Origin of the sequence: Roseovarius sp. MS2, assembly GCF_051447875.1 — a bacterium.
In the GTDB taxonomy this organism is placed as follows: Bacteria; Pseudomonadota; Alphaproteobacteria; order Rhodobacterales; family Rhodobacteraceae; genus Roseovarius; species Roseovarius mucosus_A.
This window is the reverse complement of record NZ_JBKHVF010000001.1, coordinates 603,988-617,464: the sequence shown is the minus strand read 5'-3', so window position 1 is coordinate 617,464 and position 13,477 is coordinate 603,988. Positions and strand designations below refer to the sequence as shown.

Below are 13,477 nucleotides of genomic sequence, written 5' to 3'. Positions count from 1 at the left end.
GATGCAAAAGCTGATTGCCATCGTCAATGTGATCGCTTGGGCCGGGTTCTGGTCGTTTGGCTATCTGGCCCTCTCGGCGCAGGTAGAGAACACCGGGCAGATGGTCATAGCGGCGCTTTTGGCCGCCATGGGCGGGGGCGTGGGCATGCTCGCCTATCTCTGGCTGGTGCGCCACACCGAGGCGACGGGCTATGCCCGGCCAGCCAATCGCGCGATCAAGCGCGAGGATGATATTCATGGGGAGGTTCTCTAGATGTTTTACCGGGAAGCAGGGGATTTCAAGACCTCCTACGAGCAGGACAACCAGACCTTTCCGATCCGGTTCGATCGGTATCGTTATTACGCAGTGCTGGTCGCGGCCTTTGCCGTGGTGCCGTTTGTCATCAACGACTACTGGGTCAACGCGGTCTTTCTGCCGTTCCTCATTTATTCCATCGCGGCCATCGGTCTCAATATCCTTGTGGGATATTGCGGGCAGGTGTCGCTTGGGACGGGCGGTTTCATGGCGGTGGGGGCCTATGCCAGCTACAAGCTGATGACCGCATTTCCAGAGGTCAGCATCTTCTTTCACATCATCCTTGCGGGGGCATCACCTCGATTGTCTGCGTGCTCTTTGGCCTGCCCTCGCTCCGGATCAAGGGGTTTTACCTCGCGGTGGCGACCTTGGCGGCGCAGTTCTTTTTGGTGTGGCTGTTCAACCGTGTCGGCTGGTTCTACAACTACTCGGCGTCTGGCCAGATTACTGCGCCTGAGCGGACGGTATTTGGGATTGCCGTCACCGGTGCCAATAATCCGCCTTGGTCGGCCTATCTCTTTTGCCTCGTCTTTACCGTGGCGGCCGCGATCATCGCCCGCAACCTGACGCGCGGCATGGCGGGGCGCAAATGGATGGCAATTCGCGATATGGATATTGCCGCCGAGATCATCGGGGTAAACCCACTCAAGGCGAAGCTCACGGCCTTTGCGGTTTCGGGGTTCTTCGTGGGTATCTCTGGCGCGCTTTTCTTTGCTGTCTATCTGGGCGCGGTCGAGGTGGGCGAGGCGTTCGGCATCAACAAGTCGTTTCTCGTGCTCTTCATGGTGATTATCGGCGGGCTTGGGTCTATCTTTGGCAGTTTTGCCGGGGCGGCGTTTCTCGTGCTGCTGCCTGTGTTGCTCAAGAATACGCTGGTGGGCGGTTTGGGCTGGCCCACGGATCTTGCGGCGCATCTGGAGTTCATCATCGTGGGGGCGCTGATCATCATTTTCCTGATCGCCGAGCCACATGGGCTGGCGCAGCTCTGGCGCGTTGCCAAGGAAAAACTCAGACTTTGGCCCTTTCCACATTAGGGGCGGGCCATTGGTGGGCTGAAGACCCACCCTAGGAGGTTGGGCGCAAGACATCGCGTTCAAGACGAAACATCGGAAAAACCAAGGGAGGAATAAACCGATGAGACAGAGACTGATGACGGCCCTGACCGCCGCCATGCTGGTCGCAAGCCCGGCTCTCGCCGAGCTGACGATCATCGACACCAGCTATCGCACCGGGCCATATGGCGCGAATGGCATCCCGTTCTCGGACGGCTATCAAGATTACTTTACCCTGCTGAACGAGCGTGATGGTGGCATCGGCGGCGAAAAGATCAATCTGGTGGAATGCGAGACCGGCTATAACACCGAAAAGGGTGTGGAATGCTATGAGGCCACCAAATCCGCAGGCAATGGCGCGCTGATTTATCAGCCGCTCAGCACTGGCATCACCTATCAGCTGATCCCCAAGGTGACATCTGATGGCATCCCGATGCACACCATGGGCTATGGCCGGACCTCTGCCAAGAACGGCGAAGTGTTCAAATGGGTGTTCAACTATCCCGCAAACTACTGGGATGGTGCCAGCCACGCGATCACCCATATTCTTGACCAGAACGGTGGCGACATCAGCGGCAAGAAAGTCTCGCTTGTCTACCACAACTCTGCCTACGGCAAAGAGCCCATCCGCACCCTGGAAGAGCTGAGCAAGAAGCACGGGTTTGAACTGATCCTTCTGCCGGTCGATCATCCCGGCCAAGAACAGAAGTCGCAGTGGCTGCAAATCCGCCGCGACCGTCCTGACTATGTGCTGATGTGGGGCTGGGGCGTGATGAACCAGGTCGCGATCCAAGAGGCGGTGAATATCCGTTTCCCGATGGAGAATTTTATCGGCATCTGGTGGTCTGGCTCTGAGAATGACGTGAAACCTGCCGGCGATGCGGCCAATGGCTATAAGGCGCTGACCTTCCACAACCTTGGCGATGACTATCCGCTCTATGACGATCTGCGCAAGCATGTCGTTGATGCTGGCAAAGCTGCAGGTGCGGGCGATCAGGTGGGCAGCGTGCTCTATAACCGGGGCATGTATGCCGCGATGCTGGCTGCAGAGGCGATCAAGACCGCGCAGGAGATGCATGGCGTGACCGCGATCAATGCGGCACAGATGCGGGATGGCATGGAGAACCTCGAGATGACCGAGGCCAAGATGACCGCGTTGGGCCTGCCCAACTTTGGCCCCGAGTTCAAGGTCAGCTGTCAGAACCACGGCGGGAACGGCTATGGTGCCGTGTCGCAATGGGATGCCGCAGCGGGTGATTTCAAGCTGATCACCGACTACTTCCAGTCGGATCAAGAGATCATCTCGGCGCTTGTGGCTGAGGATAGCGCGGCCTTCGCTGCCGAAAGCGGGATCACACCGGGCTGCTAAGCCTGTGACCCTGTCCCGGCCGCAGTATGTGCTGCGGCCGGGGCACCTTGGATTTATTGGCAATATCAGGACGGGCGTGCCCGCCTTTCCGGGACGGAGAATTGCGATGCTGGATGCCACTCCACGCGACGAGACCCTTCTTGAGGTCAACAACATCGAGGTGATCTACAATCACGTCATACTTGTTCTCAAGGGCGTCAGCCTGACTGTGCCCAAGGGCGGGATTACCGCGCTGTTGGGGGGAATGGCGCGGGCAAGACAACAACGCTCAAGGCGATTTCAAACCTGCTCAAATCCGAACGTGGCGAAGTGACCAAGGGCACGATCACCTATCGCGGCGAGCGCGTGCAGGATCTGATGCCTTCGGATCTGGTTAAAAAGGGCGTGGTGCAGGTGATGGAGGGGCGGCACTGTTTTGAGCATCTGACAGTCGAAGAGAACCTTTTGACCGGCGCGTACACCCGCAGTTCCAGCCGGGGTGAAATTGATGCCGATCTCAACATGGTCTATGATTATTTTCCGCGCCTCAAGGAGCGACGCAAGAGCCAAGCAGGCTATACATCGGGCGGTGAGCAGCAGATGTGCGCCATTGGCCGCGCCCTGATGAGCCGCCCCGAGACAATCCTTTTGGATGAGCCGTCGATGGGGCTGGCGCCGCAACTCGTCGAGCAGATTTTCGGCATCGTGAAATCGCTCAACGAAGAGCAGGGCTATACGTTTTTGCTTGCCGAGCAGAACACCAATGTCGCGCTCAGGTTTGCGCATTACGGCTATATCCTCGAGTCGGGGCGTGTGGTGATGGATGGTGACGCCCGCAGTCTGCGCGAGAACCCGGACGTCAAGGAATTCTACCTCGGGATGTCCGACGAGGGGCGCAAGAGCTTTCGCGACGTGCGCAGCTATCGGCGCCGCAAGCGTTGGCTGGCGTGACCTATTCTTCGCACCAAGACACTGCCCCCAAGGATAATGGCATGACCCAGTATTTCGACCCTCTTGAAACCCGCAGTCCCGAGGCGCGCGCCGAGGCCTTAGCCCGCGCTCTGCCGGAACAGATTGCCCGCGCGCAGGCTTTGCCCGGTTATGGTGGTTCGCTTGATGGGGTCGCCGCATCGCAGATTACTGAGATCGCGGATTTGGCACGCCTGCCGGTCCTGCGCAAATCCGATCTGGGCCGTGCGCAGGGGGCAGCGGCACCGTTTGGCGGGCTGACCAGCCTGCCTGCTGCCGGGTTTGCCCATATCTTTCAATCCCCCGGCCCGATTTATGAGCCGGGCGGCGTTGGCCATGACTGGTGGCGGATGGGCCGCTTTCTGCATGCCTGTGGCGTGGGCCGCGGCGATATCGTGCAGAATTGTTTTGGCTATCACCTGACCCCTGCCGGCATGATCTTTGAAAATGGTGCACGGGCGGTGGGGGCGGCGGTGCTGCCTGCCGGGACGGGCCAGACCGAATTGCAGGCGCGCGCCGCGCATGACGTGGGCGTTACCGCCTACGCCGGCACGCCCGACTATCTCAAAGTCATTCTCGACAAGGCCGACGAGATGGGTTTGCCCCTCAGGATCACCAAGGCTGCGGTTGGTGGTGGCGCGCTTTTCCCGTCGCTGCGCGCGGAGTATGCGGCGCGCGGTATCGCCTGTCTGCAATGCTATGCGACCGCCGATTTGGGCAATATCGCCTATGAAAGCGCCGCGATGCAGGGGATGATCGTGGATGAGGGGGTGATCGTCGAGATTGTGACGCCCGGCACCGGCAATCCGGTTGCCCCCGGCGACGTGGGCGAAGTGGTGGTAACGACGCTTAATCCCGATTACCCGCTCGTCCGTTTCGCCACCGGCGATCTCAGCGCCGTGATGGAGGGGGAAAGCCCCTGTGGGCGCACCAACCTGCGTATCAAGGGCTGGATGGGACGTGCCGATCAAACAACCAAGATCAAGGGCATGTTCGTGCGTCCCGAACAGGTGGCCGCCCTTGTGGCGCGACACGACAGTATTGCGCGCGCCCGCGTGATTGCCAGCCGCGAAGGTGAGGCGGATGTGATGACGGTGCGCATCGAGACTGCGGGCGGTGAGGCCGAGCATTTTGCGGGATCAGTGGTTGAAACCCTCAAGCTCAAGGGACGGATCGAGATTGTACCGCCCGGTAGCCTGCCCAATGACGGCAAGGTGATCGAAGATTTGCGCAGCTACGAGTGACGCCGACGAAGTCTTGAAAAGATCGCGGCACAGTCAGGAAAATCTGTTTGCGTCATAAGGCGCAAGGTCGATATTCGGGCGCTTGCCGCTGAGAAGGTCGGCCACGATCCGCCCCGTCTTGGGCCCGGCTGTCAGGCCAACATGTTGATGCCCAAACGCCGCATGTACGCCCGTTCCCCCGATTTCGCCAATAAGCGGCAGGCTGTCGGGCGTGGAAGGGCGAAAGCCCATCCATTCCTCAACCCCCTCATAGGCGAGGTCTGGAAAGGCACGCGCCGCACCGCGCCGGATGAGATCCAAGGGCGCGCGCGATGGTCCTTTGGTGATCCCGCCCAATTCCACCGTGCCCGCGCAGCGCAGCCCATGCGCCATCGGGTTGACCGCAAATTTTCCGGTCGTGATCATCATCGGATTGCGTGGCATCTGAGAGGGGGCCGTGAAATGAAGGTGATAGCCGCGCTCGGCCTCTAGTGGCACCTTGAGGCCCAATTTTCGCATCAACGGCTTAGACCAGATGCCCGCCGCCAACACCGCCGCATCGCAGGGCATCGTGCCGCGATCTGTTTCGACGGCGCTCACCCGCCCATCGGTCAGGGTGATGTCTTGTACTTCGGCCTGCACATAGTGCCCGCCCTCGTCCAGCAACACGGCTGCGAGATCGGCCATATAGGCGCCGGGATTGAGGATGTGGCCATGGCCCTTGAGTGTTGCAAGGCAGCGGATGGTGGGACCAAGAATTGGCTCTGCCTCTTGCACTGCGTCGCCTTCCAAGACCTCGGGGATATAGCCTGCTGCACGTTTCAGCGCCCAGCTATAGGCATCTGCCTCAAAATCGGCGCGGCTTTCATAGGCATAGGAGAAATCGCTAGAGGCCACCCATTTTTCTGCGCGCGTGCCCCGCGTCAGGGCGAGATGCTGGTCGAGGCTGTCTGCGACAATGCCTGTGATCCCCGCCACCATCCGCCGCGTATCGCGATCATTGGCGTTGGCCGCAAATTTCATCAACCACGGGATCAGGCGTGGAAAATAGGACCATTGCAGGAAAAGCGGCTTGTTGGGGTTGAGGGCGTATTTCAACCCTGTCGTCAGAACGCCGGGCGTGTTGACTGGTACGATGGCCCATTGCGCCAAGAGCCCGGCATTGCCAAAAGACGCCCCGGCCCCCGGCCTATCCTTGTCGAGCAGGGTCACATCATGGCCCGCGCGGCGCAGCCAGATGGCGGCACTCAGCCCGCAGATGCCCGCGCCGATGACAATGATCCTGCTCGACATGACTTGCGCCCTCTTTGGATTGCGCGCCACGTTGCGCAATGCGCGCGGCGGATGCAAGAGGCGTGATCAGCCCTTGGTGGGCTTTTCCCCGACCGGGCCACCTGCTGCTTGCCAGCCTTTGAACCCGTCGCTGATATGGCTTACGCCCTCTAGCCCCATGTCCTGCGCGGTGCGCGCTGACAGGGCCGAACGCCAGCCGGAGGCGCAGTAGAACACAAACCGCTTGCCGCTTTGGAATTGGGGTTTGGCATAGGGGCTTTCGGGGTCGATCCAGAATTCCAGCATCCCGCGCGGGCAATGAAACGCGCCCGGGATCATGCCATCGCGCTCTAACTCGCGCGGGTCGCGCAGATCGACAAAGATTACGTCATCGGTTCCGTGCCTATCCAACATCTCGGCTGCGGGCGCGTGGCTGACCACTGCGTTTGCCTCTGCCACCATGTCTTTGATGTGTTTCATTCAGTTCCCTCCCTTGGTGTTTCCGCAGTAGGCTAACGCTCGCAAAGACGGAAGGAAAGCGGCTGTGCTTGACTTTGCGTGCGCCTTGGCTCAGGGCTGCGCGCGACGAAAGGCCGTTGGAGAGCCGGACATGAGCGACACGCAAAAGAAACCCAATCGGCAGCAGGTCTACACGCTCTTGGTCGAAATCGGGCGCAAGACCGGCGATGGTTTGCCGGACAAGGCGACGGGCGCTGCGCTGATGATCTATGCCTCGGGCGTCGACGAGGCAGAGGCTGTGCGCGAAACGGTGGCGATCCTGAAACAGGCCGATTGCGCGCCTCTGGATGTGTCGGGTTACGGTACGTTGGCGGAACGCGAGGCCGAAGGCCACGACATCTCGGACGAGGAGCGGGCGTTGATGCAGCGTGCCTTGGATGAGAATTCTGTGATCGTCGCGCAGATGACCCCGTTCTTTGACTGATCATGTCTGAATTTTTGCCTGCGACCTAGCAGCGCAACAGGGGTGGAATTCCGTTAGGTAAACTCTATCTACGATTGCGGCACGTTGGGGCCAGCAGGGCCTCGTGCAATCTATCGGGGTGCGACTGGCTGCCAGTGTGTCAAGGACGCGAACGAGCGTTGGACCTGGAGTAAAATTCCATTTCACAATGATCGTTGGGAACGTATTAAAGCGTAAACTAAAAAACGCGTGGGTGAAACCATATCGCAAAGCGCGATTGGGATGGCACGACCTGTGCTAGGGTTTGTTGTGAAAAGTGACGAAGAGGCAGCAGTTCCAATGAGAGAACAGGCCATGATGGACAGCCGACTTGAGGCGGGCGCTCGCCGTCGCAAGTTGTCTTTTGCCTTTGTCTGGCTTGGGCTTTTGTTCACGTCTGTCTGGATGGTGCTTACCGGGCTGAGTGGTGAGCTTGAGGTTTTCCTTGTCGGGGCGCTCGCCTTTTCCGGCTTTGCCCTTGTGCGCGTGCTCAAAAACCAGTTGCCGCTGGTCTGGGTGAATACCTGCTGGCTGACATCGACCAATGTCGCGATCTTTCTTGGCGCCTGTGTCGTGCACGTTGATGGGCATATCGACATCATGCTGGTTCCGATGGTGGGTTTTCCCTTTGCTGTCTTCTCGATCTATCGGGACAGGTTTCACATTGCCGCTATGGTGGCTTTGCCGATCATTCTCTGGGCCACGTGGTTTTTCTGGCACGAAGACTGGAACCCGATCATTGATCAGGCAACGGCCGTGCGATTTTATGCGCCAATGTCTGCGCTGACCGCGTTTAGTATCATCGTCTATCCGGTTTTCTACTTTGCCATCGTTTCAGCGCAGCATTCGACCGAAATCAAGCGCGCCCGGCAAGACGCCGAACAATCGAGCCGTGCCAAAACCGTGTTGCTCTCGGGCATCAGCCACGAAATGCGCACACCTCTGAACGCGGTCATCGGTCTTGCCGAGCTCTTGCGGGAAGATGGCGTGACCAAAGGCGATGCGCAGCAGGCCGATTTTGCCAGTCGCATCATGCAATCTGGCGAGACGCTCTTGGCGACTGTGGAAAAGACCATGCATTTCGCCGATATCGCGGCACGTCGTTCTGCGGTGACGCTGGAGCCGGTGGCCGTTGCGGATGTGGTTGAGTTGGTCTTGGAGGCCTATCGCGACGAGGCTGCACAACGGGATGTCACGATCTTGGCTGAGCAAACCGGCACGCTTGTTCTTGCGGATGCAACCCTCTTCCAAGAGGCGTTGGCGCAGTTGGTGGAAAATGGTGTGCGGTATTGCGGTGCCGGGGGCTGCGTCAAGGTCGCGGTCGCTGGCGAACGGTCAGGGTATCACCGGATCACGGTGACGGATAACGGGCCGGGGTTCGGTGCGGTCGATCCTGCGTTGGCCTTTGCGCCCTTTGAACGCTTGGCCCATGCGACCGGCACGACCTTTGGCGCGGGGATGGGGCTTGCTCTTGCGCGGATCAAGGCCGAAGCGATGTCTGGCAGTGTTGGGATAGATTTTGACGTGCCAAAAGGGGCGCGCGTCTGGATCGAATTGCCGGCGTTTTTTGACGAGGGAGCAACCCGGACCGCTCTTAAGCCGCGCGGTTCATTGCAAGCGTGATCGCCTCATAGGGCTTGAGCACCGGCCAGATTGGTCGAGGGTGTTCTGGCAGGCGGGCACGGTCGAATCCGGCCAGAACGCTGGCACCCAACAGGTCAGGATTGCGCCGGAGCCGCCCGATATAGAGGCTCTCTGTGCGCGTGCCTGCGACGATGATCTCTTCGTGGCCGGGCAACAGCACGTGATGATAGCTGACGATATCACCTGTCTGAGCATAGAGCGCCGAAAACCCGTTGATCAGATGCCGCGCTGGAACCAAAACGGCCTCGCATCCAAAGAGGTATTCCACTTCGGACCCCCGGATCACAAGCCTCTGTTGTGGTGAGACAACGACATCGCGGCGCAGACCGAAATAGGGTGCGCGCAGCCGGACCGGGCGGAAACTGCCCATGGCAGGCACCCGCCGCGAGACTGTCTGAAGCACAGGGACAATCTGCCCTTCGTCGGTATCTATAAGATGCCCGCGTTTGAGTTGCCCCGCGGGCACATATCCGCTCGGCGTGCAGACCGGCACGTTCGCAGTCAATCCCGGCATTGGGCCGATGGGTTCGATCCGGTTTGACAGGGCGACAAATATAACGTCGGGGTCCATCTGGCGTTGCCTGGGATCGGTCAGCAGCGTGCGCAGATCCGCAAGCGGCATGGGATGCGGCGGCGGCAGCGCAATGCTGTGCACGCGGTCCATTTCCGGGCGCTCAAGCGACAGCCGCCCCCACCGGGCGGGAGCATCCCAAGCATAGGTCAGGCGCAATGTATCCGTGCGGTCATCGGCCTGATAGGGCAGGGTGGCATGGCGCACATCCCCGGCCTGCGTCTCGATCAGGACAATCCCCCCGCCTGGGAGCGCCTGGATCGAAAAGCCGCCGCTCCAAGGATGGCTGCGACGAAAGGCCAGCAGGGTTTGCGGCCGTCCTTCGGTGGACAGCCGGGTTTCGATCATCAACGTGCCACGTGTCAGCAAGGCGGTTTCATCCGGCGGGGCAGACACGGCTTGCGGCGCGTCAAGCCCGTTCACGGCGAACCGCCCGCCCTCCTGATCGGATATCCCGATCCACCCCATCCTTTAGGCCGCCACGCCCTGAGCCACCAAGAGTCGCGCCTCATAACTCTTGAGCATGCGACGGGCGGCGGGGCTATAGCCTGCGCCGGTCTCGGGGTCGATTTCCGGGAAAAGTGCGCAAATCTCTGCGACGATCTCGGATTCAAAGCTGCGGGTGGTTTGTGGGCCGGGTAAAAAGCTCTCGGTTGGCAGGCCCTCGGAAAATACCACCTGATGGCGGTCAAAAAGGATGTGAACGTATTCGACCTCTCCTCCTTCGATCCTCTGCACGGATCGGCCATTGACCAGATCGCGCGCGGCAATCAGAACCTCACGCTCGCCAAAGAGCAACTCTGCCAGAGAGTCGCGGATCAGGACCCGGTGCAAGGGCGAGAGCAACAGCGCCCGGTGCCGTCCAAAGGTATCCGATGCGATCCGAATAGGGGCGAAATCGCCGACAGCTGCCACCCGTCGACGCCCGATCCAGCGCAAGGGTTGTGCGCCGTCATCTTGTGTCACCACCAGATCGCCGGGTTGCAGCCTGTCTACGGGCACTTCACCCTTGGGCGTGCGGATCATCGTGCCTGCGACAAAGCAGGGCACCGAATTGACGGTGACAAACCCGATATCGGTTTGGCCGGTGCTGCTTTGGACCTCGTAGGTGAAATTGAAAACTTCGGTATCGCCATCACCGATTATCTCGATAGTGCCGTCCGCATTCAGGAGGATTTGCTGACCGGAGTTCAGGGTGACGATGCCGCCAGCGACAACGGCCTTGCCGTTGATATGGGTGATCGTCAACGTGCCCGCGGTGTTATTCACATCATTGCTAAGCAGGTCGAGAATGCGGGTGCCATCAGGAAAGAGCGTGGTTGTATCATTCATCGCAACAAGCGTGGTTTGCACGCTGTCCGCCGCAATCAGAACGGTCGAGTCGTAGTTGGCATCTGTCACATCCGCAATGCCGATGCGGATGGAATTCACCTCGCCGGAGTTGACTGGGATGGTCAGGGTCAAAGTAACGGTAAACCCGTCCATCTCGGTGTTGAACTGATCTTGGGTGTTGTCGATGAAAAGGTTGCCGTTAGACCCCGAGTTGAGGTTGTTGGGGTCAATATCGCCATCCCCCACGCTGAGCGGCACAAGGCTGCCATTGACCCAAACGCCAAAGAAATCCTGAAACGCGCCGACGGCGAATTCTGGGTATTCCTCGGAGGCGAAGACGAATTGCATGGTCATCACATCGCCGGTAGGGATGAAATCCACATCGAGATATGAGGCGTCAAAGGTCTGCGCGCCGGCAGCGGCATTGAAATCCGCCACGCCATTCGGCCCGTTTGATGTGGTGGTTGTGCTTGCGCTTAGGTTTGATTGAAAGAAGTTGCTATTGGTGAAGCCGCGCAAATCGCCGGTCGAGAACAGGACGCCACTATCGCTTGGCACCACGCCGGGGGATATAGCATTGCCGTTGCTGTAGATGCCCGACGAATCGCGGTCTCCGGTGTAAGAGGCGTTGACCACCTGAACGCCGTCACCAAAGATTGTCTGCGCCATCTGATTCGCGGATGCGTTCAGATTGATCGGAAGTTCGACGCCTGCCACCATATCACTGCCTGCCCCTTGTAGAGGCAGCGCCGACACGCGCACGCGCAGTCTATCAGACTGCCCGATCCGGGATGCGACGGCGCATAACTTTGCCTGTGCTGCGCCGTGCTGCTCGAATGTCGCGGGCCAGTCTGTCCTTTGCGGATCTGTTGGCCCTGACGTGGTATGTTTGCCCTGCCTCGGGTTTATTATATCCTTTTGGATAGCAAACAATTCCCGCGTTGTTAAGGTTTAATCGCCTTTGGCTAGAGGTGCGCGGAATCTGTGGCCTGATAGCCTTGGTTGCGGCGCGATTTGCCTTTGTGCATGATCCGCGCTAGGCCTCGGACAAAACTGCCGCACAGGACGCTTTTCATGCCTCACACCCCGCTCGATCCCGCCCAACTGACGGCCGACCTCATTCGCTGTGCGTCGGTCACGCCCGAAGAGGGGGGCGCACTGCGCTTGCTGGAGCAGGTTTTGACAGATGCCGGATTTTCATGTGTCCGTGTGGATCGAGGAGAGGTGCCCAATCTCTTTGCACGGTGGGGACCGAAGGGAGCAGCGCGCAGCTTTGGCTTTAACGGGCATACGGATGTGGTGCCGGTGGGGGATCTGGCGGCATGGTCAGTGCCGCCTTTTGGCGGGGTCGAGAAAGACGGAATGATCTGGGGGCGCGGAGCCACAGATATGAAATCGGGCGTGGCTGCCTTTGCTGCGGCGGCGGTGGATTTCGTGCGAGACACGCCCCCCGACGGGGCCGTGATCCTGGCGATCACCGGAGATGAGGAGGGCGATGCCGTGGATGGCACGGTCGCCCTGCTCGATTGGATGACCGCCCATGGCGAGGCTATGACCGCTTGTCTTGTCGGAGAGCCGACCTGCCCCGAGCGGATGGGCGAGATGATCAAGATCGGGCGGCGCGGCTCGCTTTCGGCGTGGTTCACGCTGACGGGGGTGCAGGGCCATTCCGCCTATCCGCATCGCGCCCGCAATCCGCTTCCTGCAATGGCGCGTTTGATGGATCGGCTGGCCTCGCACCAGCTTGATACGGGAACGGCACATTTCGATCCCTCGACCCTCGCAGTCGTGACGATCGACACAGGTAATCCCGCAACCAATGTGATCCCCGCGCAATGCCGTGCGACGGTCAATATCCGTTTCAATGACGCCCATCACAGCACGGATCTGATCAAATGGATGCAGGCAGAGTTGGATCGCGTTTGCGGCGATTTCGAGATCACCGGCGAGATGCGCGTCAAGGTGTCTGGCGAGAGTTTCCTGACCCCGCCGGGGCCGCTCTCGGATCTGGTTGCGCGCGCGGTTGCGGCGGAAACTGGCGTGGTGCCCACACTCTCGACCACCGGCGGCACCTCGGATGCCCGCTTTGTCAAGGATCACTGCCCGGTGGTGGAGTTCGGCCTTGTTGGCCAGACGATGCATCAGGTCGATGAGCGGGTCGAAGTGGCGCAGATCCATAAGCTCAAGGCGATTTACGGGCGTGTTTTGCGCGACTATTTCGAATAATGCGGCGCTATTTGATCGTCATGGTCAAGGAACCGCGCCCCGGACGGGTTAAAACCCGTCTGGGCCGTGGCATCGGCATGGTCGCGGCGGCATGGTGGTTCCGACATCAGGTTGCGCGCCTTTTGCGGCAGCTTGACGATCCCCGTTGGCAGGTGGTTCTTGCGGTGGCTCCTGACCATGCGGGCCTCAAAAGCGGCGTCTGGCCAGATCATTTGCCCCGTGTGGCGCAGGGGCCGGGCGATCTGGGCGACCGGATGGGGCGGCTGTTGCGCGGTATGCCACCCGGTCCCGTCTGCATCATTGGTGCGGACGTTCCGGGGATCACCCCGGCAAGTATCGCCCGTGCCTTTGCAGCGCTTGGACGCTGCGATGCCGTATTTGGCCCTGCGGTTGATGGGGGCTATTGGCTTGTCGGTCTGAAACGGGTTCAGGCTGTCCCGTCTGCGCTCTTTCATGGCGTGCGTTGGTCAACCGAACATGCCTTGAGCGACACAATGAAAACACTGCCGGGCGCGCGCATCGCGCAGGTCGATATCCTGCGCGATGTAGACACGGTGAGTGATCTGGGTCCGCGCCGGTAGCCG

General features: G+C 60.0%; 11 protein-coding genes and 2 pseudogenes. 9 read left to right on the top strand and 4 right to left on the bottom strand.

The window, feature by feature from the left end; translation table 11 throughout:
* Position 1: 1 nt before the first annotated feature.
* From ACLGGT_RS03130 to ACLGGT_RS03110, 5 genes and pseudogenes are all read left to right on the top strand, one after another.
* Positions 2 to 253 (top strand): hypothetical protein, encoded by a 252-nt coding sequence (locus ACLGGT_RS03130; RefSeq protein ID WP_008279179.1) that lies wholly within the window; start codon positions 2 to 4, stop codon positions 251 to 253.
* A pseudogene (locus ACLGGT_RS03125) lies at positions 254 to 1,329 on the top strand (branched-chain amino acid ABC transporter permease).
* A gap of 100 nt (positions 1,330 to 1,429) precedes the next feature.
* Positions 1,430 to 2,716 (top strand): ABC transporter substrate-binding protein, encoded by a 1,287-nt coding sequence (locus ACLGGT_RS03120; RefSeq protein WP_037296671.1) that lies wholly within the window; start codon positions 1,430 to 1,432, stop codon positions 2,714 to 2,716.
* A gap of 106 nt (positions 2,717 to 2,822) precedes the next feature.
* Positions 2,823 to 3,646, top strand: a pseudogene (locus ACLGGT_RS03115) (ABC transporter ATP-binding protein).
* A 41-nt stretch (positions 3,647 to 3,687) separates the two neighbouring features.
* Entirely contained in the window at positions 3,688 to 4,908 is a 1,221-nt protein-coding gene (locus ACLGGT_RS03110; RefSeq protein ID WP_375552988.1) for a phenylacetate--CoA ligase family protein, read from the top strand.
* Positions 4,909 to 4,941: 33 nt separating this feature from the next.
* On the opposite strand, the gene ACLGGT_RS03105 is transcribed toward ACLGGT_RS03110, so the two are convergent.
* Positions 4,942 to 6,180 carry an NAD(P)/FAD-dependent oxidoreductase gene (locus ACLGGT_RS03105; protein ID WP_437195021.1) on the bottom strand — a complete coding sequence of 413 codons (1,239 nt, stop codon included), beginning with the start codon at positions 6,178 to 6,180 and terminating at the stop codon, positions 4,942 to 4,944.
* A 66-nt stretch (positions 6,181 to 6,246) separates the two neighbouring features.
* On the bottom strand, positions 6,247 to 6,639 hold the full coding sequence (locus tag ACLGGT_RS03100; protein ID WP_008279173.1) for a rhodanese-like domain-containing protein: 393 nt from the start codon (positions 6,637 to 6,639) through the stop codon (positions 6,247 to 6,249).
* A gap of 130 nt (positions 6,640 to 6,769) precedes the next feature.
* Here ACLGGT_RS03100 and ACLGGT_RS03095 point away from each other — a divergent pair, with 130 nt between their 5' ends.
* Positions 6,770 to 7,102 carry a hypothetical protein gene (locus ACLGGT_RS03095; RefSeq protein ID WP_008279172.1) on the top strand — a complete coding sequence of 111 codons (333 nt, stop codon included), beginning with the start codon at positions 6,770 to 6,772 and terminating at the stop codon, positions 7,100 to 7,102.
* A gap of 333 nt (positions 7,103 to 7,435) precedes the next feature.
* A complete protein-coding gene (locus ACLGGT_RS03090; protein WP_254700025.1) occupies positions 7,436 to 8,743 on the top strand; it encodes a sensor histidine kinase in 1,308 nt (435 codons plus the stop codon).
* Here ACLGGT_RS03090 and ACLGGT_RS03085 read toward each other — a convergent pair.
* Positions 8,715 to 9,803, bottom strand: a complete 1,089-nt coding sequence (locus ACLGGT_RS03085) for a Hint domain-containing protein (RefSeq protein ID WP_081507654.1) — start codon at positions 9,801 to 9,803, stop codon at positions 8,715 to 8,717. The genes ACLGGT_RS03090 and ACLGGT_RS03085 overlap by 29 nt on opposite strands.
* A gap of 3 nt (positions 9,804 to 9,806) precedes the next feature.
* Positions 9,807 to 11,387, bottom strand: a complete 1,581-nt coding sequence (locus ACLGGT_RS03080; RefSeq protein WP_422003496.1) for a Hint domain-containing protein — start codon at positions 11,385 to 11,387, stop codon at positions 9,807 to 9,809.
* 354 nt (positions 11,388 to 11,741) lie between these two features.
* On the opposite strand from ACLGGT_RS03080, the gene dapE reads away from it, so the two are divergent.
* On the top strand, positions 11,742 to 12,893 hold the full coding sequence (dapE, locus tag ACLGGT_RS03075) for a succinyl-diaminopimelate desuccinylase (RefSeq protein WP_437195020.1): 1,152 nt from the start codon (positions 11,742 to 11,744) through the stop codon (positions 12,891 to 12,893).
* The gene (locus ACLGGT_RS03070; RefSeq protein WP_437195019.1) at positions 12,893 to 13,474 is read left to right on the top strand and encodes a TIGR04282 family arsenosugar biosynthesis glycosyltransferase; all 582 of its coding nucleotides are present in this window, start codon (positions 12,893 to 12,895) and stop codon (positions 13,472 to 13,474) included. The genes dapE and ACLGGT_RS03070 overlap by 1 nt, the downstream gene beginning before the upstream one ends.
* Positions 13,475 to 13,477 lie beyond the last annotated feature (3 nt).